Source organism: Mucilaginibacter sp., from assembly GCF_039935595.1.
Lineage (GTDB): Bacteria > Bacteroidota > Bacteroidia > Sphingobacteriales > Sphingobacteriaceae > Mucilaginibacter.
The window spans coordinates 1-26061 of the sequence record NZ_JBDTJZ010000213.1 but is presented as its reverse complement, the minus strand read 5'-3'; the positions used below and the strand labels follow the sequence as shown (position 1 = coordinate 26061).

General features: G+C 39.8%; 22 protein-coding genes. 7 read left to right on the top strand and 15 right to left on the bottom strand.

The features are described 5' to 3' along the window. From ABI367_RS15320 to ABI367_RS15300, 5 genes are all read right to left on the bottom strand, one after another. Nucleotides 1-336: aminotransferase class I/II-fold pyridoxal phosphate-dependent enzyme (locus ABI367_RS15320; protein ID WP_462228787.1), on the bottom strand; the 336-nt coding region annotated here is incomplete at its 3' end. 93 nt (nucleotides 337-429) lie between these two features. Continuing rightward, on the bottom strand, nucleotides 430-1164 hold the full coding sequence (locus tag ABI367_RS15315) for an acyl-CoA desaturase (RefSeq protein WP_462228785.1): 735 nt from the start codon (nucleotides 1162-1164) through the stop codon (nucleotides 430-432). 81 nt (nucleotides 1165-1245) lie between these two features. Beyond that, entirely contained in the window at nucleotides 1246-2268 is a 1023-nt protein-coding gene (locus ABI367_RS15310; RefSeq protein ID WP_462228783.1) for an LLM class flavin-dependent oxidoreductase, read from the bottom strand. Between the two features lie 156 nt (nucleotides 2269-2424). Continuing rightward, the gene (locus ABI367_RS15305) at nucleotides 2425-5595 is read right to left on the bottom strand and encodes an ATP-dependent DNA helicase (RefSeq protein ID WP_462228781.1); all 3171 of its coding nucleotides are present in this window, start codon (nucleotides 5593-5595) and stop codon (nucleotides 2425-2427) included. Nucleotides 5596-5665: 70 nt separating this feature from the next. Next, a complete protein-coding gene (locus ABI367_RS15300) occupies nucleotides 5666-7333 on the bottom strand; it encodes a glycoside hydrolase family 3 protein (protein ID WP_462228779.1) in 1668 nt (555 codons plus the stop codon). Nucleotides 7334-7522: 189 nt separating this feature from the next. On the opposite strand from ABI367_RS15300, the gene ABI367_RS15295 reads away from it, so the two are divergent. Together ABI367_RS15295 and ABI367_RS15290 are read left to right on the top strand one after the other, a co-directional pair. Continuing rightward, nucleotides 7523-8200, top strand: a complete 678-nt coding sequence (locus ABI367_RS15295; RefSeq protein ID WP_462228777.1) for a porin family protein — start codon at nucleotides 7523-7525, stop codon at nucleotides 8198-8200. A 246-nt stretch (nucleotides 8201-8446) separates the two neighbouring features. After that, the gene (locus tag ABI367_RS15290; RefSeq protein ID WP_462228775.1) at nucleotides 8447-9304 is read left to right on the top strand and encodes an FkbM family methyltransferase; all 858 of its coding nucleotides are present in this window, start codon (nucleotides 8447-8449) and stop codon (nucleotides 9302-9304) included. A gap of 8 nt (nucleotides 9305-9312) precedes the next feature. Here ABI367_RS15290 and ABI367_RS15285 read toward each other — a convergent pair whose 3' ends face one another. The 7 genes from ABI367_RS15285 to ABI367_RS15255 all read right to left on the bottom strand — a co-directional run bounded on the left by ABI367_RS15285 (nucleotide 9313) and on the right by ABI367_RS15255 (nucleotide 17136). After that, entirely contained in the window at nucleotides 9313-11121 is a 1809-nt protein-coding gene (locus ABI367_RS15285) for an ABC transporter ATP-binding protein (protein WP_462228773.1), read from the bottom strand. 88 nt (nucleotides 11122-11209) lie between these two features. Beyond that, entirely contained in the window at nucleotides 11210-12340 is a 1131-nt protein-coding gene (locus ABI367_RS15280; protein ID WP_462228771.1) for a glycosyltransferase family 9 protein, read from the bottom strand. Continuing rightward, the gene (locus ABI367_RS15275) at nucleotides 12340-13080 is read right to left on the bottom strand and encodes a glycosyltransferase (RefSeq protein ID WP_462228769.1); all 741 of its coding nucleotides are present in this window, start codon (nucleotides 13078-13080) and stop codon (nucleotides 12340-12342) included. Before ABI367_RS15275 ends, ABI367_RS15280 begins: the two co-directional genes overlap by 1 nt. 17 nt (nucleotides 13081-13097) lie before the next feature. Continuing rightward, nucleotides 13098-13913: a hypothetical protein gene (locus ABI367_RS15270; RefSeq protein ID WP_462228767.1), complete on the bottom strand. Its 816-nt coding sequence runs from the start codon at nucleotides 13911-13913 to the stop codon at nucleotides 13098-13100. 82 nt (nucleotides 13914-13995) lie between these two features. Further along, entirely contained in the window at nucleotides 13996-14988 is a 993-nt protein-coding gene (locus ABI367_RS15265) for a glycosyltransferase family 2 protein (RefSeq protein ID WP_462228765.1), read from the bottom strand. A 4-nt stretch (nucleotides 14989-14992) separates the two neighbouring features. After that, nucleotides 14993-15877, bottom strand: coding sequence for a glycosyltransferase family protein (locus ABI367_RS15260; RefSeq protein ID WP_462228763.1), 885 nt, complete (start codon nucleotides 15875-15877; stop codon nucleotides 14993-14995). A 38-nt stretch (nucleotides 15878-15915) separates the two neighbouring features. Then, nucleotides 15916-17136, bottom strand: a complete 1221-nt coding sequence (locus ABI367_RS15255; protein WP_462228762.1) for a 3-deoxy-D-manno-octulosonic acid transferase — start codon at nucleotides 17134-17136, stop codon at nucleotides 15916-15918. Nucleotides 17137-17199: 63 nt separating this feature from the next. Here ABI367_RS15255 and ABI367_RS15250 point away from each other — a divergent pair, with 63 nt between their 5' ends. From ABI367_RS15250 to ABI367_RS15230, 5 genes are read left to right on the top strand one after another with little or no spacing between them, the layout of a single operon-like run. Further along, nucleotides 17200-18510: a UDP-glucose dehydrogenase family protein gene (locus tag ABI367_RS15250; protein ID WP_462228760.1), complete on the top strand. Its 1311-nt coding sequence runs from the start codon at nucleotides 17200-17202 to the stop codon at nucleotides 18508-18510. Then, the gene (locus ABI367_RS15245) at nucleotides 18510-19493 is read left to right on the top strand and encodes a UDP-glucuronic acid decarboxylase family protein (RefSeq protein WP_462228758.1); all 984 of its coding nucleotides are present in this window, start codon (nucleotides 18510-18512) and stop codon (nucleotides 19491-19493) included. Before ABI367_RS15250 ends, ABI367_RS15245 begins: the two co-directional genes overlap by 1 nt. 5 nt (nucleotides 19494-19498) lie before the next feature. Further along, nucleotides 19499-20521, top strand: coding sequence for a UDP-glucose 4-epimerase GalE (galE, locus tag ABI367_RS15240; protein ID WP_462228756.1), 1023 nt, complete (start codon nucleotides 19499-19501; stop codon nucleotides 20519-20521). Between the two features lie 11 nt (nucleotides 20522-20532). Beyond that, the gene (gene rfbB, locus ABI367_RS15235; protein WP_462228754.1) at nucleotides 20533-21585 is read left to right on the top strand and encodes a dTDP-glucose 4,6-dehydratase; all 1053 of its coding nucleotides are present in this window, start codon (nucleotides 20533-20535) and stop codon (nucleotides 21583-21585) included. Continuing rightward, nucleotides 21585-22331: a tyrosine-protein phosphatase gene (locus tag ABI367_RS15230; RefSeq protein ID WP_462228752.1), complete on the top strand. Its 747-nt coding sequence runs from the start codon at nucleotides 21585-21587 to the stop codon at nucleotides 22329-22331. Before rfbB ends, ABI367_RS15230 begins: the two co-directional genes overlap by 1 nt. A 107-nt stretch (nucleotides 22332-22438) precedes the next feature. Here the strand turns inward: ABI367_RS15230 and ABI367_RS15225 are convergent, their stop codons facing one another. The 3 genes from ABI367_RS15225 to ABI367_RS15215 all read right to left on the bottom strand — a co-directional run. Then, nucleotides 22439-22816 (bottom strand): hypothetical protein, encoded by a 378-nt coding sequence (locus tag ABI367_RS15225; RefSeq protein WP_462228750.1) that lies wholly within the window; start codon nucleotides 22814-22816, stop codon nucleotides 22439-22441. A gap of 73 nt (nucleotides 22817-22889) precedes the next feature. Then, a complete protein-coding gene (locus tag ABI367_RS15220; protein WP_462228748.1) occupies nucleotides 22890-25370 on the bottom strand; it encodes a M1 family aminopeptidase in 2481 nt (826 codons plus the stop codon). 332 nt (nucleotides 25371-25702) lie between these two features. Then, nucleotides 25703-26061: BrxA/BrxB family bacilliredoxin (locus ABI367_RS15215; RefSeq protein WP_462228746.1), on the bottom strand; the 359-nt coding region annotated here is incomplete at its 5' end.

The following is a 26061-nucleotide window of genomic DNA, read 5'->3' as shown; positions in this document are numbered from 1 at the left end:
GGCTAAAAATGTAGAATATATCAACGGCCTTGAGCCGCCCGATATCAATATCTCGTTAGCATTGTAATTTAAACCCAGGCGGTTCTTTAAAAAAACGGATACGCTTTCTCGCAGGGCCAGCACACCGTCAGCCGGTGGATAATTGGTTTGGTTATCACCATAGGCGGCAATAATACCCCGCTTTAATTCATCAGGAATGGGATAGATATTGGAGTCATAATCGCCAATAGTCAAATTGGCAATGTTTTGTCCCTGGCGCTTTAATTCGTTTATCTCGCCGGCAATTTTAATAATTTCAGAACCACGCAAATTTTGCGCTAATGCAGATACTTTCATTTTTGTTAAGAGCTTAAAGCTAAAAGACCAAAGCTTAAAGCTTTAAAATTATATAGTGTAAATAGCTTTTGGCTTTCTGCCTTTAGCTTTAAGCTAAAGGTAGGCCTTACGTAACCTGATGATATGCGTCCAATGCAGAAGCTTCATAACTGGATACACCGGATCTATTTCAAACCATTTTGCACCAAAATTGGCATTGTTTGGACGTTTATGATGGTTGTTTTGAAACAACTCACCTAACATAAAAAAATCAAACGGGGTTGTGTTTTTTGATTTGTCGCCGTTATCAAAATTTGCATATCCATATTTATGGCCGCACCAGTTTACAATAGCACCATGCAAGGGGCCCATTATAAATTGAATAGGTAATAATAAAAATAGCCACCAATGGGTTGCAAAGGCAATGTAAAAAGCAGTATAACCAGCCATAAATAACAACCGCGAATAATACGTTGATCCCCAGTAATCCAACCAACGCCATTCAGGAATGTTGCCGGCAAATTGCGCCTCGGGTTCTTTTAAACGTTTTTCGTATAATTTATAGCTCTGCGCGGTGCGCCACATCATCTGGAAGACATCTGTAAAAAAATGCGGCGAATGCGGGTCCTTCTCTGTATCACTATAAGCATGATGCTCGCGGTGCATAATAGCATAGGCACGCGGATTTAAAAATGACGATCCCTGAAAAAAGAAAGTAAGGAAGTGAAATACACGTTCCATAAATTTACTGGTACTGTACATTTTATGCGAAGCATATCGGTGTAAATAGAAAGTTTGAAAAAACAACGACAGGAACCAGTGTGCTAAAAAGAATATTAATATGATCACTTATTGGTATTATTGAGTATGTATATAATCGGGCAAAGATACAATTAATGATTTGACCGTTAAATATAAACGTATTAATAATTAAAAAGGTATTGGCAACTCAAATAGCTGCGCTAATAACTCGTATGACCGCAGCCTATCTTCAAAATTTTCGGTAATGGTAACGGCTATAATTTCGTCAATACCATAGCTTTCGGCCAGGTTGGTTAAGCGTTCTTTTACCATAGCCGGAGTACCCGCAACCACCCGTTGTCGGTTATAGCGTATACGGTCCTGCTCGGGCAGGGTATATTCGGCATCTTTTACATCAGCATAGGCCAACGGCTGTATGCCCATGCCTTTTTCAAATTGTATAAAGCGATAATCCATTATGGCTTTATGCTGGGCAATTTTTTCTTCATCTTCCGAGCAAAAAACAAATATGGCCATATTGGCTTCGGCCCGTTGCAGATCTTCCGAGGGTTGGAAACGCTCTTTATATGCTTTAACGGCCTGCGCCCCGCCAACCGGGTTAATAAAATGCGCGAACGAAAAACCCATGCCAAAATGCGCGGCAAACAACCCGCTTTGCCCGCTCGAGCTTAGCAGCCACATAGCAGGAATGGTTTTTACCTGCGGTATGGCCCGTATTTTTTGTTGAATAGTACCCGGATCTGCACGGTCATGAAAATAGTTTACCAGATCGGCCAGTTGTTCTACAAAATCCTGCTCCCTAAACTGGTTGCTTGGGTTAAGCATAGCCGCCGTAATGCGATCAGTACCCGGTGCGCGGCCCATGCCCAGGTCAATACGTCCCGGTGCCAGCGCTTCCAGCATCCTGAAGTTTTCAGCAACCTTTAATGCGCTGTGGTTGGGCATCATCACACCACCCGAACCAACACGTATATGTTTGGTTTGCGATGCCAGGTAAGCTATCAACACTTCGGGGGTCGAGCCAGCCAGGCTGCCGGTGTTATGGTGCTCGGCTACCCAATAACGGTAAAAGCCCAAAGCATCGGTATATTTTGCTAACGCGATGGTTTCCTGCACGGCCTGTTCAGCAGTAACGCCTTTCCTAACCGGCGATTGGTCCAATACGCTTAAACGGATATTTTTTATGTCCATAACTTACTATTAACACAAAAATAAGGGCAAGGTTGTGGTAATGTGCTTAATGCCAGTTTTATGGCATTGGGGTTACATACACTGCGTGCGTCATTGGTCATTGTGTCATTAGGTCATTGGATGAGGGGGGCGATTGGACCTTACCTGCTATGGTTATTATTCCTCCTCATCCCCCGATATTGCTAATATCGTATCGGCCTGTTTAAAATTGGTGCGAACAAAGTGGCACCAGTCGCATTCCTTTTTACCGCAGCCGGTATTAAAATCGTGCGCCTGTATTTTTTCGTAAACAGTTTTTATCTGGTCGGTTACTATTTCTATATCATCGGGGGTGATGATTATTTTTTCTTTATGGTATTCGCCATCATTAATGGGTTCAACAAAATCAAAAATAGTGCTTACTACTTCCCAATCATTACTTGGGTCGTTATCAATCAATAGCTTATAAAACACACCCTGGCGCCAGTAGTCGCCGCCGTTTGGCGCATCATCGGTGGGACGTAAAAACTTGCTTTTTGCATTTTTAAGTTTACCCGTTTTATAATCAACAATAGTCACGTTCTTGCCTTCAAACTCTATTTTATCCAGGTTACCTTTTATGGGTACGCCCTCAAGCTCAATATTTTTAATAGCACGTTCAGTAACGGCAACTTTATTCCAAACAGTAATATTTTGCTCATAATATGGCGGCAATATTTTATCGCCATAATCCATCCGCAGTTTAAATTCTTCCTTGGTAAACGAGTCGCGGTTACGGTACATGTACCATTTAAACTCTTTCATAAACTGCTCGGTAGACGGGAAATTACCCTCATCATCCTTCAGCCATCTAAACGCCTTATTTAAGGCCCAGTGTACCGCCTGCCCAAACGTAGCCGACGGACTTTTACCCGATGGAACCCTTATTAAACACTGAAAATAAAACCGCAGCGGGCAATCTAAAAAATTATTTAGGTGGGTTACCGACAGGGTATAATTTTGCAGCAGTTGGTTAATATAGTTATGATCCAGCAACTCTACCTTTGGTTTATCCTCTTCGCTAAACTGGGTGGCATAAAACTCCAGCATGGCATCTTCGCCAACCTTTGGATGCTCAACCATCAAATCTGTGGCGGCCAATATCTCCCCAATAAATTGTGACGATTCCTGGTCCTTGCCTTTTTTATCTTTATTAGCGTATGATATCATTAAACACTGCTTAGCGCGTGTAATTGCCACGTAAAATAAGCGGCGGGCTTCTTCTTTTTGCGCCACTTCATCGTTTGCGGCTTGTGTTAAGGTATCCGGGTAACTAAAGCTGGTGTTGCGACCCTTGTTGTCCCAGGTCTTTTTATCACAGCCTATAAAAAACACGTGTTCAAACTCCTGCCCCTTTGAGCCATGCGCGGTAAAAAAGTTAACACCATTGTCAGAAAATATTACCAGATTCAAATCCAGCCGGATGTTGTGGCTCTTCATGGTTTCAATTATCGCAAGCAGGTCAGCTATTTTTATCCCGGGATTTTTGCGGCTCTCATCCTTTAAAAAATCAAAAAAATTGGTTAGTACCTGCATATATGCGCCTTTATCGGGCTGCTGCATAATATAACGCAGTATACCCATTTTGGCTATCACCTGCTGAAACAATTGTTGCAAGGTAACGCTTACTGCTTCGGTTAACAGCAACTCAATATTGTTGATGAGGTATTTCATCTCCACATTCTGCGTTGCATCAAAAAGGCCGGGCTGTGCTGCCGGAGCGCGCATCTCATTGATATACCTGCGTAATGATGTTTTAGGCTGATTATTATTTATTGTAGCGTAGTTTTCTTTTGCTACCGCGATGCTGGCTTTAGCAGCTTCAATGGGCGGGATATTAAAAAAATCGTAATGCAATATCTCGAATAATACCTCATCGCCACTATAAGGCGAATCCAACTCCATAGCCAGGTAACGCAGTATGTTGATGATCTTCTCGCCAAAAGGCATAGTCAGGATGTCAATTTTACGGCGGGTGTTTACGGCTATTTTTTGCGTTTCTAAAAACTGCAGCAAGTCTTCAACCTGGTTATGGTTGCGATATATTACCGCTATCTCATTAGGCTCGGTGCCGTTGGCTATCAGCTTTTTAATTTGCATGGCTACGTCAACAACCTCCTGCCCGGGGTTTTCATATTCGCGGATAGCTGGTACAACAACCTCATTCTCAAACCGCGAATGCGATGCTTTTAAATTTTTATCAAGCGATAACTGCTTGGTTAAACGCTCGCGGTTATTATTAATAAGCGCTTTTGAAATATCTAAAATATGCTGGTTGGAGCGATAGTTATGCTTAAGCACAATTGTAGATAACGTACTTACATAATCATTAGCAAAGTCCAATATGTTTTTCATATTGGCTCCCTGAAACTTGAAGATTGACTGATCGTCATCGCCCACTACAAAAACGTTGGGCGTTTCCCAGTAGTTAAGCAAAAATTTAAGCAGCTCGTTTTGCGACCCGCTGGTATCCTGAAACTCATCTACCAAAATATATTGATAGCGTTCCTGGTATAAACGCAACATATCCTCATTTTCTCGAAAGGCCTTAAGTACCCAAATGATCATGTCATCATAATCATACCGGCCACGAGCCTTCATTTTGGCATCATATTGCTGATATTCTCCAACTGCTACCAATAGTTTTTTCATCAGATCATGCGCGGCATCAATATCTTTTTGCTTGGGGTCGCCTATTTTGATACCTCGTGGTGCATTGGCACGCTTGTAAATAAATTCTTCGCGATTAGGCAGGTCGTCCAAGTATTCCTGCACCGCTTTTTCAATCATAGCCTGATCCCAGTTCTCACGTTTCATGGTAGAGAACAAGCCACGTAAACGCGGCACGTCAAAATAAATGTCGCCGGTAAAACGCTTCAGCAAATGGTCGTTCGGGAAATCATCCACCAACTCGCGAAACAGCATAGCCGATTCCAAATCAGATAAAGGCTCTAAATTCAGCTTGCCAAAATATTCCAGGTTCTCCTGGATTACCTCATTACAAAAAGCATGGAATGTATATATGTTGATGCGATAGGCATCGGGCCCAATAAATTCAAACAAACGCTTGCGCATGGCAATAGCGCCGGCATCGGTATAGGTTAAGCATAAAATTTCGTTGGGGCGGGCATCGGTATAGGTTAATATTTTGCCGATGCGCGCCGCCAGTATCTGCGTTTTGCCGGTACCGGGGCCGGCAACTACCAAAACAGGGCCATCCATTTTATTTACGGCTGCTAGTTGCTCGGGGTTCAGGGTGGCTAATGCTTCCTGGAATTTTAGGTTATATTTATTGAAGGTTGATTGCATAATGGTTTAGTAAAGATAGCAAGAATAGTCACCAATACCAGTAACGATGTTGTCAGAAAACAGTTAGTGTTTACAATGCCATCCCTGCCCCATTAACAAACAAACTATTGATAGTAACCGGCAATTTACCCATTGGCTTTAATCCTCCGGTTATTACTTTCACAGCCGCGCGTTGCAATTCATCGCTCATTTGATAACAAACTATTAAGGCACCGCTTTTTTCAATGCCGGGTAAGCCTGCAATTGTGTACGGATTGGCAAAAACGCTAACCACCGAATTTTTAAAACCAGCTACACTGCCTATAAACGATTTAACGGCAAAGCTATAATCCAAACTGCTTTGCGGGCGTGTGCGTGTATCGTTTATGCTCATAAATACCTGGTCGTAATCCTTAAGCATAGCCAATGTTTGGTTAAGCTGGGCGAGGGATGTATTTTTATCAATAGTAAATAAATGGCAATCGGGGTACCATATCGCTAACTCTTTTTGAAAAAGCGTAAACGTACTTACACCTACACTAACAATAGCTGTTTTTCCAAACGGGTTAAGCCTGAATGATGATGCACTACCCTTTAGTGCCGTAACTGCTGCATCGCTTAGTTCCTGAACAAGATCTTTAGCAGATTTACGGTTTAGATCTTCAAGTAAATTTACGGTAGAAACTTCATGATAATTATTTAATCCGGACCAATATTTGGCTGCCAATACCTTTTTCACACGCGCATTAAACTCGGCAATGGGTATTTTGCCCTGGCGTATGGCTTTCTTTATCTTTAATATAGCATTCTCTGAGTTTTCCGATAGTTCAATAATATCATTTCCGGCTAAAAAGGCTTTTACTTCAGCTTCGCCATTGGGGTAATATTTGGTCACTGCTTTCATTTCCATAGCATCAGATACCACTAACCCTTTAAAGCCTAACGAGTCTTTTAAAATGCCGGTCACGATTTTTCTGGATAAGGTAGATGGCTGGTTTTTGGTACTATCCAGCGCGGGGATACTCATGTGCGCTACCATAACGCCGCTTATACCGGCTTTAATCGCTTCGCGAAAGGGGTATTCTTCCAGCGAATCCAATCGCTTACGGGTAAATGGCAATAAAGGCAACTCGAGGTGCGAGTCGACATTAGTATCGCCATGCCCGGGGAAATGTTTGGCTGTAGTTAAAATGCCGCCATCCTGCATCCCTTTCATGTAAGCAATGCCTTTTTGTGCCACATTATATTTATTGTCGCCAAATGACCGGTAGTTAATAACCGGGTTGTTGGGGTTATTATTTACATCCATATCGGGCCCAAAATTCATTTGCATACCCAGTCGTTTATAATCATAAGCTACTTGCTGGCCCATTTTGTATATCAAAGTATTGTCCTGTATGGCACCAAGCGTCATTTGGTATGGGTATGATATGGTCGAATCCAGCCGCATACCTAAACCCCATTCGCCATCCATGGCTATCATTAAAGGCACTTTGCTTATTTTTTGATAGGTGTTTATCAGGCTTGCCTGCCTGCCCGGCCCTCCCTGAAAAAAGACCAACCCACCTATATGCTGATCGTCAATTACACGGCCTACAGAGTCTTCATATGCTTTACCCTTATTGGTATGTGCTCTCACAAAAAATAACTGTGCTATTTTTTGCTTACGGTTAAGATGTTTAAAAACAGAATCGACCCAATGGTTTTGCTGCGAAACGGCTTGTATATAGGTTTCCTGTTGAGCTACTGCAGAAAACATAATAAGGTTTAAAGAAATAAAAAGAAACTTTTTAAAGTGTTTTGCCGCAAATAACATATATCCAAAAGTAATTTAAAATGCCGTTTATTAAACGTTTTTATGAAAACGAATAATAAAAATCACTTGCTAAATAAACCTTCAGTAAAAAAAATGTTCTAAAAAATTATAAAACATTTAAATGAAACACACATGAAGAAGATTTTTATGATGGCGATAGCCTTACTGGTTGTTGGATCGGTAAGCGCGCAAAGACGCTATTACGGTCGATCCACAAGGCGTACAACAGTTACACGTGTGCAAACCAGGCCCTACAATAGTTTTTACGAGCCTAAAATTGGATTTACCGGCGGTGTAAACTTTGCAAATACTGTTAGTGCATACAACTCGAACTATAGCACCAGTAACCTAACCGGGTTTAACGCCGGTATTATTTTTGACCTACCAATACTTTATCCGTTATCATTTGCTCCTGAAGTTTTATACTCGCAAAAAGGACATGCCACGTATACTAACAATGGTAATTTTACCCAACGCACTAATTTTATTGACGTGCCTTTATTGGCCAAATTTAAGGTGGGACCAATATTTAATATTTATGTTGGTCCGCAGTTCTCCTATTTGCTGAATACTACCAATACTTATGATAACGGATTTGTGGTTACCAACCAGCAATATTATGAAAATGCACACCCGATAGATCGTTCAATTTTAGCCGGTGTTGCCGGTGTGGGCTTTGATCTGGGCAGAAACGTAGAGTTGAGGGGCCGTTACACTTATGATTTTACTAAAACCGATTATGCCGCAAACACCTATGTACCACCCTTCCGTAACCAGGTTTGGCAAATAGGGCTGGGCTTTAAGTTTTAAAAACACTCCTGATTGATTTAAACTGTAGGGCTACCAATACCGGTAGCCTTTTTTATTGATGTAGCCGACTGAACAAGATCAAGACAAGGCATAAAATACTTTGTCATTATTTTTTATCATTTTTGTCCCATACGATTTTCCCAAGGCATATTTATGGGATTAAATTTCATTAAGAGAATTCGACAGGTAAGAGATTTGCTTAACGTTGTATTAACTTATATACCTTAAATCAAACAATTATATACAATGAAATTAAGAAAACTATTAGGGATAAAAAAGAAACAACCTCTGTTTAAGCAGGTGCAGGTTGGAAATTATAGTTTGTTGGCTAATGGCATACACCCTGTAGAAGATAACTTAAAGTATAACAAGTATTACTCGCGTAATTTACCACGCATTGCAAAATACTTGGAGAGCAAATACCCCACCTATGGCATTATTGATGTGGGCGCTAATATTGGCGATACGGTTGCATTAATACGCTCACATGGGGTTAAGCAGCACATATACGCTGTAGAAGGGGAACCTACTTACGTTGGAATGCTGAAACAAAACATGGGCTTATTTAAGGATGTAACCGTGTTTGAAACATTTTTGGGCGAAGCTACCCATAGGTTAGACGGCGGAACCGAAGTGACCGACGGTACCGCACGTTTAAATAAAAATAGCGGCACACAGATACAAGTTACAAAGTTAGATGACCTGGCTACCGAAAATAACCTGCAAAATATTAAACTGCTGAAGATAGATACCGATGGATTTGATTTTAAAATTTTACGCGGTAGCTTAGGATTTATAAAAGAACAAAAACCCGTTATATTTTTTGAATACGACGCCGTTTATTTAGAAGAACAAGGTGAAAATGGGACAGACATATTTGCTTCATTGCATAACCTGGGCTATAACACGGCATTGTTTTATGATAATTATGGGAAGTTGTTACTAAGCCTTACTATAGATAATACAGCAACAATAACACAATTATATAACTATATGCGTAAAAAGGAAAGCGCTTTCCCTTATTATGATGTATGCGTATTCCATAAAAATGATGAAGGCCTGGCCAATGAAGTATTAGCGAAAGAAACAGCATTTTTTAGTTAGGCAGCCGGTTAGCTTTCAAAAGTTTGCATGGTAATAAGCCTTTTGTATACGCCGTTATGTTTTAATAATTCTGCGTGCGTACCCTGTTCAACTATCCTGCCGTTTTCTAAAACAACAATGCTATCAGCATTTTGAACTGTGCTTAAACGGTGCGCAATAATTAGCGAAGTACGGTTTTTCATCAGGTTGTTCAACGCCTCCTGCACCAATTTTTCCGATTCGGTATCCAGCGCTGATGTAGCCTCATCCAGCAACATAATTGGTGGGTTATTCAATACCGCGCGGGCTATACATATCCGCTGGCGTTGCCCGCCCGATAATTTAGTACCACGGTCGCCAATATTGGTTTGGTAGCCGTTTTCGGTTTCAATTATAAAATTATGGGCGTTGGCAATGCGGGCTGCCGCTTCAACCTGCTCAGGCGTTGCATCTGATTTGCCAAAAGCTATATTGTTATAAATAGTGTCATTAAACAAAATAGACTCCTGGTTAACAAAACCGGTTAAAGCCCTTAGCGATTCTGCGGTAACCGTGTTTATATTTTTATCATCAATAAATATTTCGCCAGATTGAGGTTCAATAAACCTTGGAATCAGGTCCATTAAGGTGGATTTCCCTCCTCCTGATGGGCCAACCAATGCCACGGTTTTTCCTTTAGGTATGGTCAAATTAATACCCAATAAAATGGGCTTTTCTTCGTATGCAAAAGAAACATTTTTAAAATGTATGCCTTCATTAAATGCAGTTATTGCAGTGGCATCCGGAGCGTCTTTTATCAATGGTTTCTCATCTATCAATGCCAATACACGCTCACCCGCAGCTATACCCGAATGGATATTACTGAATGCATCAGAAATTGCTTTTGCAGGTCGCAATACCTGCGAGAATATAGCTACAAAACCTATAAATACAGAGGGATCTAATAGGTTCTTATCTACCAAACTGCCACCATACAATACTATGCCGGTAACCATCATGATCCCCAACGATTCGGAAACAGGAGAAGCAAGTTGTTGGCGTTTAGCCATAGACCTAATAATTCGGGAGTAATTTTTATTTTCGTCATTAAACTTGTTTTTAATAAAACCTACGGCATTAAAGGCCTTAATGACTTTTATCCCAGATAATGCTTCATCAAGGTAGCTTATCATTGTGCCGTAAGATTGTTGCGATTCTATTGCTTGCTTGCGTAAACGTTTTACAATTAATGAAATAATAAAGGCTGATATAGGAATTACCAACACCGAAAAGAGAGTTAGTTGGACCGATAATCTTAATAAAACAATGATAAAAACAATGACCTGAAAGGGCTCTTTAAACACTACCTGTAAAGTACCCGTAACAGAAAATTGTACTACTTGAACATCAGACGCTATCTTCGAGATAATGTCACCTTTACGTTCGTTACTAAAATAACCCAGGTGTAAGTTCATCACATTATCGAATACCGCTTTACGCAGATTAAGCAAGGTGTGAATACGCAGATTTTCCATTATACGCTGTGACAAATACCTGAACAGGTTACCCAGCAAAACGGAAGCAATAATTACGGCACATACAAATTCTAATGCACCACTTTTGCCATATTGTGTTTTTGCTAAATGCGAGTAATAATTAAATTGGTCTATAGCAGCATACCAATGGGCCGGTTTTTGTATTACTGCTGCGGTTTTGCTATAAAATGAATTTAGGAGGGGTATAAGTAAGGCTAAGTTTAATGTACTAAAAATAACAGAGAGTATAGTAGTAAAGGCATAGGGTATTGCAAACTTTTTAATAGGGTTTGCAAACGAAAGAAGCCGGAAGTATGTCTTCATTAAAGAATTTTAAAAAGGCAAATCTAATAGTAATTAATCAATAACCGTTTAGTTGGATGCTGTTGCGGATTAAAAGTTTACACAGTAGCTATAAAAGGGGTTGTACAGCCTGCCAAACATTTTGAACCGCTACGTTACTTACACAAGGGTATGGCTCATTATTGGCTGTAATAAATTTACAGTTCCAGTTGCAGTAGTAACAATCCATTTTATAATATACGCATAGGGGTTTAAATGCTATATGGTGTGGATACGGCGCAAAACGGCCAAAATGACCGCCGCCTAAAATACAAACTGTTTTAGTTTGCGTTGCTGATGCAATATGTATGGCGCTTGTTTCATTGGATATAACTAACGTGGCATTTCCTATCAGGTCAATTAACGCGGGTAACGAGGTTGTATTAATTAAGTTTATTACTGTTTGGGGCGGCAGGTTTTGCTCCAGATAACTGCCAATGGCAATTTCTGCAGGACCACCTGCAAGATAAATTGTTTGAGCGGTTTGGGCGCGCACTAATTTTATAAGCTCCAAAAAGTTTTCGGCGGGCCAGCTTCGCTTAACCACGCCCGCACCCGGAAAAATAATAATACCCTTTGTGTTGCTTTTATGATAAGTTATGGATGGTCCTGGTAATTTAACTTCCCGGCCTAAAACATTTGCAAAGAAAAAGACCGACCTGTCAAATTCAAAATAAATATCAGTAGGCAGGGCAAACCTTTGCGTATAAAATTTATCTGTTTTTAGTTTGTACTTTTCGGTTATACGTTCAGTATTCCCCATAAAGCTTATGGCGTGCCTGGCTGCAGCAAGTCCAACCAATCCATCGTTAATTAAAGTGCGAGAATAGGTGGGGTGTAAAATAATATGATAGTTTTTTTTAAACAACCTCCATCCTAAATTTAGTGTTTTTGCAGGCTGATAATCCAAATCATCGGTCCGGGTGAAAAAGAATTGGTTAATAAACCCGGCATCGTATTTTACGGCAACATCTTTACACTGCGGGTTTGCCAATAAGTCAATTTCGTAGCCGGCATAAAGCGGAGCATTTTTTACAACTTCTATAAAGTTCCTGAAAAGCATGTAGTCGCCAATGGCATCGGTCTTTATAATGAGTATTCTTTTTTCAGGGGTCTTAAATTTTGAAAAAAATCTAAACAGCGACGGCAACTTTAATACTATAAAGCGTGTGAGCCTGAATAAATTCCTGTTTTGGGCCATTATTTATTTAATATAAAACGTAGCAGGGTATTAAAAGCACCAGTTGTACGATACAAATGCCGGTAATAGGCTGTGGGGCTTAAATATTTTTTAAAAAGGTTATCCCGGTTAGTATCAAAAGCAACATCAGCTGTATGGGTTGAAAATCCCCCTTGCGGAAAATTGGCTATTAAATAATCGCAGTAAATAAATTTAAAATCATCATCGCCCCATAATTTAAGGTTTAAAACATAGTCGGCGCATTTTATATACTCCGTTTCATAGCTATATTTTTTAAAAACGCTTTTAGGGTAAAATATAGCCTGATGGCAAATGTTTGTTTTGGTTAATCTGTAATCGTTCTCAATTTTGCCGGTAACTATTGTATTATGAAAAAACACCTTGCCATAGTAAACCGCATCATGATCACTTAACAACGATATAATTTGCTCAAACCCCTCTAAAAGCTCGTCATCGGCACCCATAAAAATCAGCCATTTTCCGTGTGCCATTTTTACGGCTTTATTCATAGCATCATAAATCCCTGTATCAGCTTCGCTTTTCCAGATATCAATAATGTCCAGATTTTTTTTAATCAAGTCAATGGTACCGTCGGTGCTTAATCCATCCAACACCATAAACTCCACATCGGCTGTTTTACACTTTCTTACGCTGTTAAATAACCGCAAAATTACCTTATCTGCGTTTTTAACAACGGTTATTATTGTTACCTTAAAATTTAAAGGATTAGTATTAGCCATGTTTAAATCACAAACGCTTATTTTTTGGGGACATACCGTTTTTTATGCCGAAAGAATTTATAATACTGCCTAACCAAAAATTTGATGGGTTGAAAATTATATACCCATGCTGTAAACCAATTGCCTGATATATAAAAACGGGTAATAGTAGTAGCCATAAACCGCCCCCTTAGAGCATGATTGTACTTTTTAATAAATGCTTTTTTGCTGATAAAAAATGACGCATCGGCATTGCCATTACTTTTATGCGTGATGTTAAAATCAATAATATAACTATTAAACCCTAAAATATCGGACACTAAACAAAGGTCAGGTCCATACATGTGAAACCCCGAAAGATTGTTAGATAAAGCCAGGTTGGCGCTGCTTTTTACCAAAATAAAATTTTCGTCAATAGTTTTTGTTAAAAGGGGCAGGCGTTTTTCTTTAATTTGATTGCCCGATGCCTGGGTTAGATTAGTAGCTATCCATTTAAAATTTACACCACCTGCATTGGCCAATATGCTCCAGTTTTTATCTAATGCTTCTATCTCATTAATTTTATTTACCAGGTGTTCTCTGTCGTGGTCATGCACTATAATATCCTGATGGCAAATAATAATATATTTACCTTTTGCCTGCTGCAAAAATTGGTTAAGGCCCTTATATGCATCATATTGACAGTCGGCGGTATTATCAATGTAAAGATATTCGCAGTTAGTTTCGTCAAACCCTTTATTTAAAAAAGATGCAAGCATTTCCTGGTACTCCTGGTGCCGGGTAACTAATGTACATATTGAAAATTCAAAAGGGTAAACAGGCTCGTTTACAACCCGGGCAATATTCAAGGCCATGTCTAATTAATTACAAATTACATCTAATAGGTTTGGCATATATGCCTCAAGTATCGTTTAAATAAATATAAATACAAAAGCATTATACATCAAAGCGGGTAATGTTTTTATTAGCTACTGAGTCGTTAATTTTATCCACCACATTAAAAATAGTTATTTGGCTATTGTTTTCGGCCAACAAGTTCTTTAATCGGTTTTTATATTGTTTGATCAATGTACTGTTTTTAAATAACTCAATATAGCTTTTCCATATCCAAAACTGACCGACAAGCAATTTGGGCAGCATATCTATTAGCGTAATTTGAATATACCAGCCCAATAGCGCCAAGCCGTCTAAATGCAAAGCGTGTAGGTAAAAGCGGTTGCGGTAATAAATACTTTTTACCCATTGGGCCGTTTTATAGTTTTTTGTACTAGCCGATACCTGGTGGCGGCAAATAGCTTGGTGCTCATAATAGCATTTCCAACCCACTTTCCATGCCCTTATACTTAGCTCCATATCCTCGCAATAAAATGGCGAAAATAACTCATAAAAACCACCTACCTGTTTTAGTTTGGCGGCATCAATTAAAGCATTAGCGCCCGATAAATAGAAAGTATATAATTTATCATCAGGTTTATCAGTATAATAAAAATAAGCCGTTTTTAACTTTAGGCCGTTAAATTTTGGCAGGCGGGCTGCATCCTGTATATGGTCGCCCTCCATATCAATAATACGGCCCATTACGCCAAAGGTATCCTCGGCCTCAAAATATTTAAATTGGTGCTCAAAATAATCGAGGCTTAGTTTAACATCCGAGTTTAGCAATAATATTAATTCGTACTGTGCCGCACCTATCCCCTGGTTGCAGGTGTATGAGAAGCCGTTGTTTTGCGGATTGACCATTAATTTTACCAAAGGAAAGGCTTCCTTAATATATTCAACCGAGGCATCTGTCGAGGCATCATCCACTACAATAATTTCGTAATCTACCCCGGCATTTTCAATAGCTATAAAAGTATAGGGCAGGTATGCTTCCAGCAAATTGCGCCCGTTATAATTGGGTATAACTATGGATATGCTCTTTTTGCTCACGCGCTTACTTAACTATTTTATAATTACGATACTCACTTATGCGCCAGCCGGTTAAATCTTCAATTTTTTGCAGGATTTTACGGCGGAAGGTCATTTTTTTATTCAACCCATTAAGGTCAATATTCAGGTTCCAGTTAATGGATGCAACACGCTTTTGCATTACCGCCGGATGCGAATCTGTAAAAGAGACTAGCCTGTCGGGGTTTTTATGGCTATAATCAAACTCGAATGTATCAGGCAGGTTTTGGGCCATCCAGTCGTCATCATGATAAAACCTGTTAAAGTTACGCAGTTTATTGGTTAAGCCCGATGGCGGTTTAACCCAGCCGTAATGGTAAATATAAGCATCAATCAGTTTAACGTTTATTTTCCGATCCTCCCATCTAAAGCCTTGCGCATCCCGGTAAGAATGTACAGCTTTATTATTTCTTATTACGCGTATTTCCCGGCGGTACCAGCGGCGCGAATGTCCGTAATAATTATACGAGCCGTAAAAATGCAGATATTTAAATAGCAGCCCTTCAATATTAGGGTCGTTTAAATTATCCTCCATCTCCTTTTTAATAAGGGGCAGGTATTTTTCGTGTACACACTCATCGCCCTGTATGTAAAAGGCCCAGTCGGCATCGGGCGATATGGCAGCGAAGGCTTTATCGGTTTCGTCTGCAAAAACGGCACCACCATTGCGTATGCTCTCGTTCCAGGTAGTATTTATTATTTTTATCTTGGGCGATCCGATCCCTTTGATCAATTGTTCGGTTTCATCTTCAGAGTTTCCCAAAGCCACAATAAACTCGTCGCAAATGGGTAGTATAGACGTTATTGCCTCTACAATAGGATAATCATTTTTTACAGCATTCCTGATAAAAGTAAAACCGGCAACCTTCATTTATTACCTAAGGGGGTTAAGCAACAAATATAACTTATCTATTGGTTATTAATATTGATGTGTTCAATAATGGTATGGGTAGCTCCTGTATGCTCTTCCACATACTTTTTAATTTGCTTATGGGCATAAGTATAAAATTGCTCATCATTTACCAACGCATTAACGGCAACTGCTAATTCGGTTTTATCGGCAATACTAAAGCCGGCTTTTAAAGTAATAATGTCACGTGCTTCTTTAAACTTTGAATAGTTGGGCCCAAATATAACCGGCAAACCAAAAGCGGCGGCTTCCAGTGTATTGTGTATGCCCGCGCCAAACCCACCCCCTATATAAGCAATTTGGCCATATTGATATAAAGAGGACAGCATCCCAATGTTATCAATAATTAAGATTTGAGATCTGAGATCTGAGATCTGAGATTTGAATTGAGAGTATTTGATAGCTGAGTTTGATGGGAATAAATGGATAAGATTATTTATCCTATCCTCGTTTATTTCATGCGGGGCGATTATAAATTTCCAGTCAGGGTAATCTTTAATTATTCCGGCTAATAGTTTTTCATCTTCGGGCCAGGTGCTACCGGCAATAAACACCTTTCTGCTGTTAACAAATTCCGCAATTTCCGGTAGGGGTTTGGGCTTTTGTGCATTGGCCCAAACGCGGTCAAACCGGGTGTCGCCGCTAATGGTAACGTTGGTAATATTAATGTGTTGTAATAACTGTTTTGATTGTTCGTCCTGTACAAAAAAACGCATTACAAAACTTAACATTTTACGGTGCAGGCCGCCATACCATTTAAAAAAAATCTGTTCGGGCCTAAAAATACCCGATATAATATATAAAGGAATATTGCGCTTTTGCAGCTCATTAAAATAATGATACCAGTATTCGTATTTGGTAAATATGGCCAATTCGGGGTTAATGGTATCTATAAACTTCTGTGCATTTTTAGCGCTATCTAAAGGCAGGTAATAAACGGCATCAGCAAGCGGTGTATTTTTTCTGATCTCATATCCCGAAGGTGAAAAAAAAGTAATAATTATCCTTTTATCAGGATGTTGCCGTCTTAGTACCTCTAAAACCGGGCGTCCTTGTTCAAACTCTCCTAATGATGCAAAGTGGAACCAAATACTTTTATCTTCATATTTAAATACTTGTTTACGGCCCTTTAACCATAGCTTTGCTTTGCTGTTAAAAAAGGAAGCGATATAGATAGCCAGCATATACAGCTTTAACCCGGTATTATACAGTAACAGCATTTCGGTTATAAATTATTATCTTCGTCGCCATAAAAGTAGTAACAAATATTATATTAATTATTTATGAAGATTGCCGTAGTTGGTACCGGATACGTGGGTTTAGTAACAGGCACCTGTCTTGCCGAAACCGGTAATCAGGTTATCTGCGTTGACATAAATGAACAAAAGGTTAAAAAGATGCAAAATGGCCAGCTTCCGATATACGAACCGGGCCTGGAATTACTTTTTCATCGAAATATTAACCAGGGCAGGTTGCAATTTACCAGCACACTTGTTGACGCTATAGCAGAAGCCAGCATCATATTTTTGGCATTACCAACCCCTCCGGGTGGTGATGGTGCCGCTGATTTAAGCTATGTGTTGGGCGCAGCTAAAGACATAGCTAAATTAATTACAGATTATAAAGTAATTGTAACCAAATCAACCGTTCCGGTAGGTACCGCGGATAAAATAACAGCAGTTTTAACGGAACATACAAACGCAGAATTTGCGGTGGTATCAAATCCCGAATTTTTGCGTGAAGGCGTAGCTGTTGATGATTTTATGAAACCGGATCGTATTGTGGTAGGAACACTTGACGAAAGGGCTCGTAAATTAATGGCCGAACTATATGGTCCTTATGTGCGCCAGGGTAACCCCATTATTTTTATGGATCAGCGGTCATCTGAACTGACAAAATACGCAGCCAATTCATTTTTGGCCACCAAAATATCCTTTATGAACGAGATAGCAAACCTTTGCGAACTGGTTGACGCTGATGTAGATATGGTGCGTCGCGGTATTGGTGCGGACGACCGTATTGGCAGACGCTTCCTGTTTTCTGGCATCGGTTATGGTGGCAGTTGTTTCCCAAAAGATGTACAGGCTCTGGCAAAATCGGCTCATGATTATAGCTATGATTTTAAGATTCTGAACGCAGTTATGGATGTTAATTACATCCAGAAAACGGTGTTGGTTGAAAAGGTTAAAAAATATTATAAAGGCGACCCGAAAGGCAAGAAATTTGCTATTTGGGGGCTTGCGTTTAAACCGGAAACGGATGATATTCGCGAAGCTCCTGCTTTGTATATCATTGAAGAATTACTAGCCGCAGGCGCAACTATAACCGCGTTTGACCCAGAAGCAATGAACAACGTTAAAGGTGTGTTTGGTGGCAAAATTGCATATGCCGAAAATCAGTATGAGGCATTAAACGATGCCGACGCGCTGCTAATATTAACAGAATGGTCGGTTTTCAGAACACCAGATTTTGACATGGTGGAGAAATTATTAAAAGCTAAAGTTATTTTTGACGGGCGGAATTTGTATGATCTGCAAAAAATGATAGACTGCGGCTACTATTATAACAGTATCGGGAGGAAACTGATAAACTAATGGCACGCAAACGAATATTAATAACAGGAGCAGCGGGGTTTTTAGGCTCGCACTTATGCGATAGGTTTATTAAAGAGGACTATCATGTTATTGGTATGGATAACCTGATAACCGGTGACCTGCGTAATATTGAACATTTGTTTAAGCTGGAAAACTTTGAATTTTATAACCATGATGTTTCCAAGTTTGTATACGTACCCGGCGAACTAAATTACATCCTGCATTTTGCGTCACCGGCTAGCCCTATAGATTATTTAAAGATTCCCATTCAAACCTTAAAAGTAGGATCATTGGGTACGCATAACCTGCTTGGTTTAGCGCGTTCAAAGGGTGCAAGGATGCTTATAGCATCAACATCCGAGGTTTATGGCGACCCTAATGTAAACCCTCAACCCGAAGAATACTGGGGTAATGTTAACCCTGTAGGCCCGCGCGGTGTATATGACGAAGCAAAACGTTTTCAGGAGGCCATAACAATGGCTTATCACACCTTTCATGGTTTAGAAACCCGTATAGTACGAATATTTAACACCTATGGCCCACGTATGCGGCTTAATGACGGGCGTGTACTACCTGCATTTATTGGTCAGGCATTGCGGGGCGAGCCTTTAACCATGTTTGGCGACGGATCGCAAACACGTTCGTTTTGCTATGTAGATGACCTGATAGAAGGCATTTATAGGTTATTGCATAGCGATTATGCACAACCCATGAATATTGGCAACCCGGATGAAATTACCATACGCCAATTTGGCGAAGAGATCATCAAATTAACAGGCACAGACCAGCAAATGATAAGTTTGCCGTTACCTACCGATGACCCTAAACAGCGCCGCCCTGACATTACCAAAGCCAGAGCTATTTTGGGCTGGGAACCAAAAGTTTCAAGAAGCGAGGGGTTAAAGATCACCTACGAATACTTTAAATCATTGCCCGAAAAAGAAATTCAACATAAAGATTTTACCTATTATAACAAACAGTAACGCTAATGGCAAAGATATTAGTAACCGGAGGTTTAGGTTTTATTGGCTCGCACACCGTTGTTGAACTGGTAAATGCCGGTTATGAGCCTATTATAGTGGACGACCTTTCAAACTCCAACCCTAAAATATTAGACCAGCTTACAAAAATTATAGGGTTTACGCCGACCTTTTACAAGCTTGACCTAACAGACGAGCTGGGTGTTAAGGCTTTTGCCCTGGCTGAGCCGGATATTTCAGGTATAATTCACTTTGCTGCATTTAAGGCGGTTGGCGAGTCGGTACAGCAACCATTAAAATATTATCGTAATAACTTTTATTCGTTATTTAATATTTTAACTGCCTATGATGGCAAACCTATTAATCTAGTATTTTCATCAAGCTGTACTGTTTATGGGCAGCCCGATAGTTTGCCGGTAACCGAAAGCGCCGCGGTTAAGCCCGCAGAATCGCCTTATGGCAATACTAAACAAATTGCCGAGGAGGTTTTAAAGGATATTATAGCGGCCGGCAGTAAGTATAAAATTATTTCGCTACGCTATTTTAATCCTGTGGGTGCGCATGAATCAGCACTAATTGGCGAGTTGCCTATTGGCGTGCCACAAAACCTGGTGCCTTATATCACACAAACCGCCATTGGCAAGCGCGAAAAAATAACAGTATTTGGCAATGACTATAATACACCCGATGGCAGTTGCCTGCGCGATTATATACACGTAGTTGACCTTGCCAAAGCCCATGTTGCTGCCTTTAAGTTAATGGCAACCGATGGGTTTGCCGGCTATGATGTGTTTAATATAGGCACAGGTAATGCAAATTCAGTACTGGAAATTATTAATGCTTTTGAGCAAACAACCGGGGTTAAACTAAATTACCAAATAGGGCCCCGCCGAGCCGGTGATATTGAAAAAATTTGGGGCGATGTTACCAAATCAAAAAATGAATTGAAATGGCAAACCGAATTGGATATTAATACCATGATGCTGTCGGCCTGGGAGTGGGAAAAATATATTTCAAGTAATCCGTTATAATATACTATTGAATGAAGAAAATAATAATTACCGGAGGTGCCGGTTTTATTGGGTCGCATGTGGTGCGGCGTTTTGTAAGGAACTATCCTGAGTATGCTATTATTAATTTGGATAAGCTTACTTATGCGGGCAATCTAGCTAATTTAAAAGATGTTGAACACGCACCTAATTACAAATTTATAAAAGGCGATATAGTAGACATGGTTTTTATCGATCAGCTGTTTAAAGATGAGCAGCCGGATGCCATAATACATTTAGCAGCCGAGTCGCATGTAGACAGGTCAATAACCAACCCGCTGGAGTTTGTAATGACCAATGTGGTAGGCACGGTAAACTTATTGAATGCTGCGCGCACCAACTGGGCCGGCAAATATGATAAAACCCGGTTTTATCATGTATCAACAGATGAAGTTTATGGCACATTGGGCGAAGACGGTATGTTTACCGAAACAACCGCTTATGATCCACATTCGCCTTATTCGGCCTCAAAAGCCAGTTCTGACCATTTTGTTAGAGCGTATCATGACACTTATGGTATGGATACAGTTATATCAAACTGCTCAAACAATTACGGTTCATACCATTTTCCCGAAAAGCTGATACCGCTGGCCATACACAATATAAAACAAAATAAACCTGTGCCTGTATATGGTAAGGGAGAAAATATACGCGATTGGTTGTGGGTAGAAGACCATGCACGCGCTATCGACTTGATATTTCATAAGGCACAATCAGGATCAACATATAATATTGGCGGCCATAATGAATGGAAAAATATTGACCTGATTAAACTATTATGTACTATATTAGACCAAAAGTTAAACAGGCCATTGGGAGCGTCGGCTAAGTTAATTACTTTTGTAACTGATAGGGCAGGTCATGATCTGCGTTATGCAATTGACTCAGGCAAGCTCCAAAAAGAATTGGGTTGGATGCCTAGCATAACGTTTGAAGAAGGGCTTAAAAAGACAGTTGATTGGTATTTGACTAATGAAGAGTGGTTAAATGATGTAACATCAGGTCATTACCAGGATTATTATACAGAGCAATATAGTAACAGATAATGTTTTCATTTTTTAAGAAAAATCCGTTTAACAGTAGTTCAGCTTTAAATTATGGATCTATTGGGGTTGATATGCATTCGCATGTTTTACCGGGGATAGATGATGGCGCAAAAACGCCCGAAGATTCTATTTTTTTAATTAAAAAGATGATGGAGCTGGGAATAAAAAAAATTATTGCTACCCCTCACATTATGGCTGATTTTTATAAAAATACGCCCGAAACCATTAATGCTGCGCTTATCCTATTAAAAGGCGAATTAGTTAAGCAAGGCATTGACATTGAAATACAGGCCGCAGCCGAGCACTATTTTGATGAGACCTTTGAGCCCATGATTAATAAACTCAGCCTGATGACAATGGGCGATAATTACGTGCTTTTTGAATATCCTTTTATGAGCCCGCCACCTAACGCTTATACCGTTATACAAAAAATGATGGAATGGGGAGAATATAAACCCATATTGGCACACCCGGAAAGATATTCTTATATGAATATTGACGCCATTGCCAACCTGCGGGGTTGGGGCTGTAATATGCAATTAAATACTATATCCTTAACCGGCTACTATGGCAAAACCATTAAAAAAAAGGCCGAAGCATTAGTTGATAATAACTTAATTGATTTTATATCAAGCGATATGCACCACCCAAGGCACGCTAGGGCATTTAAAGACGCTTTAGATTCACCTTACCTGGGCAAATTATTAAATAGCGACTACCCATTAAAAAACCGCCTGCTTAAATAAACCTGATAGGCAATTACAAATTGCTTTTATGGCGTGGCTGTGGGTTTAGCCTTACTGTTTTTATTCTAAAATTTTTTTATTAGCTTTTTATATTTTAAAACAGGCACTTACGGCTTTAGCCCTGTTTTTAATTTCAATCTTTTATTGGGGTCATCCAAATATAATATTGGCATTTTTGAGTTAATATTTGGTTTTATAATTGGCATTTTCGAGTATCCGCTCAATTTAGCAATGGGCATACAGTCATAAGCATATTGGTTTAAAAAAAGTCTGCTTTTTTCCGAATCGGTAAATAAATGCAGCGGGTAATGCGCTTTTTTTAGGCTATCAGAGGTCCTGTTGAAATACATTTTAGAAAAGTAGTCGCCAGGTAACGTGTCAACTGAATGTATCAGCACATTATTGAACGTTTGTGTTTGCAACGACTGTGCTTTAATTTTAGATGCTACAACTATCAACATAAATAAAAATAATACCTTTTTCATAATGCGGTTTATTTGGTATAACTAAATTAATTAAAAAATTTATTGCTAAATGTTAAATAGCGTTAAACTAAATTTATTTGTTGCCAAGTTCTTTTACAGCTTCGTCTATAGCCTGTACAGACGCAGTATCATTATGCTGTGTTAGCGGCGCTTTTAAGCTTTGCAACAAACCGGATATAGCAGTTGCCAACGACTTGTATTTTACCCCCATATCTTTTACCTGAGCTATGCCTTGCTGTGCATAGGCCGAATTGTTAACACGGACTATCATCCCGGCAAATTCACGTACCAGGGTAACTTTGGTTTGTATATCGGCTTTATCAAATGCATCGTAAACAAAAGGCCATTGATCTGCACTGCCATTGGTGGCATAAACATGTATAATTGCAGCGGTTAATGCGCCACGGGTATCTTTTTCGTAGTTTTTAGCCAATGTAAATCCTTGTGCGGGGTCAAGTGCCACGATGCCAATTAAAGCCGCCCCTTGTACAGCGTATGATTCGCTGTTTAACGCTTGTTTAAACAATGGCATGTTTCCGGGCACTTTTAATTTAGCCAATATATTTAAAGCTGCTGCCCGCACCAGGGTATTGTCGTCAGTTTGGGCCAATGATGTTAAAATTGACTGGGCCGCATTGCGCACATCGTCATTGGCCATATTTAACCCCTTTATAGCCTTAATGCGCAGGCCATAATACTTATCCTTTAAAGCGGCAATTAATACACGCTGGGCTTCTTTGTCATTCTGTACGGCTAAAGCTGCATCAATGGCTTCAAACCGATCCAGGTATAGCGGCGCGTTAAAGTATTGGTAAACATATTCACTCAGGGTTTTATTGTCTGATTTTTCTGCCAATAAAACCTTATCTCCGTCTACATTTACCAGATCTGGTTTTGAAGTTGTTTTAAAAGTTAGCGTATCTGCGGCGCGACGCATCCAAACCAGGTGACGCTCTTTTTTTCCGTTTACATAAATATCAACAGCCATAGGCAAAGTAAATGTTTGGCCCTTTTGTAATTGTTGCAGGTAAACGGTTTGGGTTTTAGTACCTTCATCCCATTTATAGGTAATTTTTAGTTCGGGGTTGCCCGCGCCATAATACCATTGGTTAAAAAACCAGTTAAGGTCGCGTCCGCTTGCTTCTTCAAGTGCCAGACGTAATTGCTGTGCCTCGCCTGCTTTAAAAGCGTTTGTTTTTAAATAGATATTTAATCCTTTATAAAAAGCGTCTTTACCCAGGTAGTTACGCAGCATATTTAATATGCGCCCGCCTTTGTTATAAGTAACGGCATCAAACATATCCTCTTTATCGTCATAATAAAAGCGCACCAGGTTTTTGGTTTTGTTATCCGGGTCGCGCAGATAGCTCAGCATGGCGCTATAGCTATGTGCATCGGCTTCGTCCTGCCCATATTTATGTTCGGCCCAAAGCATTTCGCTAAAATCAGCAAATGATTCATTTACCGTTAAGTTGCTCCAGCTTTCTGCGGTAACATAGTCGCCAAACCATTGATGAAAAAGCTCATGTGCAATAGTGCTGCGCCCCTGGTCATAATAGGCATCCAGTAATTCGCGGTGTGTTAATTGCACATATTCGCCATGCAATGTAGCTGTGGTATTTTCCATGGCTCCGCTCACATAATCGCGCACCACAATTTGTGAATATTTATTCCACGGGTAATCTATACCCAGGGTTTTTGAATAAAAATCAATAAGCTCAGGGGTTTGACCAAAAATCTCTTTGGCATATGGCGCATATTTAGGTTCAAGATAATAGCTCACCTCTTTATCGCGCCATTTGTCTTTATAAATTTTAAAATCGCCAACAGCCATCATAAACAGGTAAGGCGAGTGCGGCAATTCCATTTTCCAGGTATCGGTGCGTGTACCGTCTGCATTTAATTTCTGTGCTGCCAGTCTTCCGTTTGAAAGGGTAACATATTTGGCCGGAACGGTCATACTAATTTCGTCTGTTGTTTTTTGCTCAGTCCTGTCAATAGTAGGAAACCAGGCTGACGAGCTTTCGGTTTCACCCTGCGTCCATATCTGCGTTGGCTTATCCTTTTCAGTGCCTAACGGATTAATAAAATATAAACCCTTGGCATCGTTAATAGCAGCGCTGCCTTTAACTTTAAGTTGGTTAGGCTTTGAAGTATAATCAATATATATAGTGTACTTTTCGTTGTTGCTATAAGTTTTGTCCAGCTTAATAGCCAGTGTTAAGCTATCATAAGTATATTTTAGCGGTACGTTTTTGCCATTTTGCACCAGAGATAAATTTTTTATATCCATCCCCTTTGCATCAAGCCTTAAACTATCTGTAGGATAAAAATGCGGCTTAATGGTCACCCATTCCTTACCATATAGGTATTGTTTGGCGTAATCAAACCGAACGTCCAATTTGGTATGTATTAGATCATTTATACGTGTTGAAGTAGCGCGATAAACAGGCGGTGCACTAGTAGTTGTTTGCTGTGCTTTTGCAGGAGTTATTGAAACGGTTGCCAATAGTATACCGATTATTATACCGGCAGCATAGTTTTTCTTTATCATATAAGATCAGTTGTTATAAGCGAAAATAAGACTTTTAAACAAATAAAAAGACAATAAAGTAATCGGTATGTTACAAATGCTGCTATAAATTTATTGTAGCGGTGTTGCCGCTAACGCAGATTCCTCTATATTTTGATATAACAATTATTAATAATGCACTACGGTAGCCTGATCAGGCATACATTTTAGCAACCAAAATGAGTTTGGCAATTATATATTGGATCTGGATGTACAGGAATATTAAATTGAAGAGATTAGAATAGAAGGCATAGTTGATAGATCATGGTTCATGGTAAAATTACCATGAACCATGATCTATCAACTATAGGCTATTAGCAATATTGTTCAAACGCACCAATAAGATTATCGGCAATCATCTGGGCCGGGCGGCCTTCAATTTGATGGCGCTCAATAATATGAACCAGCTTACCGTCTTTGAACAAAGCCATAGCCGGTGATGACGGAGGATAAGGCAGCATGTAGGCACGGGCCTTGTTTACCGCTTCAGCTTCCATACCAGCAAAAACTGTTACAAATTTATCAGGATGTTTCTCGCTTTGGGCAGCCATGCGTGCAGCCGGGCGTGCATTGGCAGCAGCGCAACCACAAACAGAATTTACCATAACAAACACAGTTCCTTCGCTTTCAATAGCTTTAGTAACCGCATCCGCATCCTTTAACTCTTCAAAAC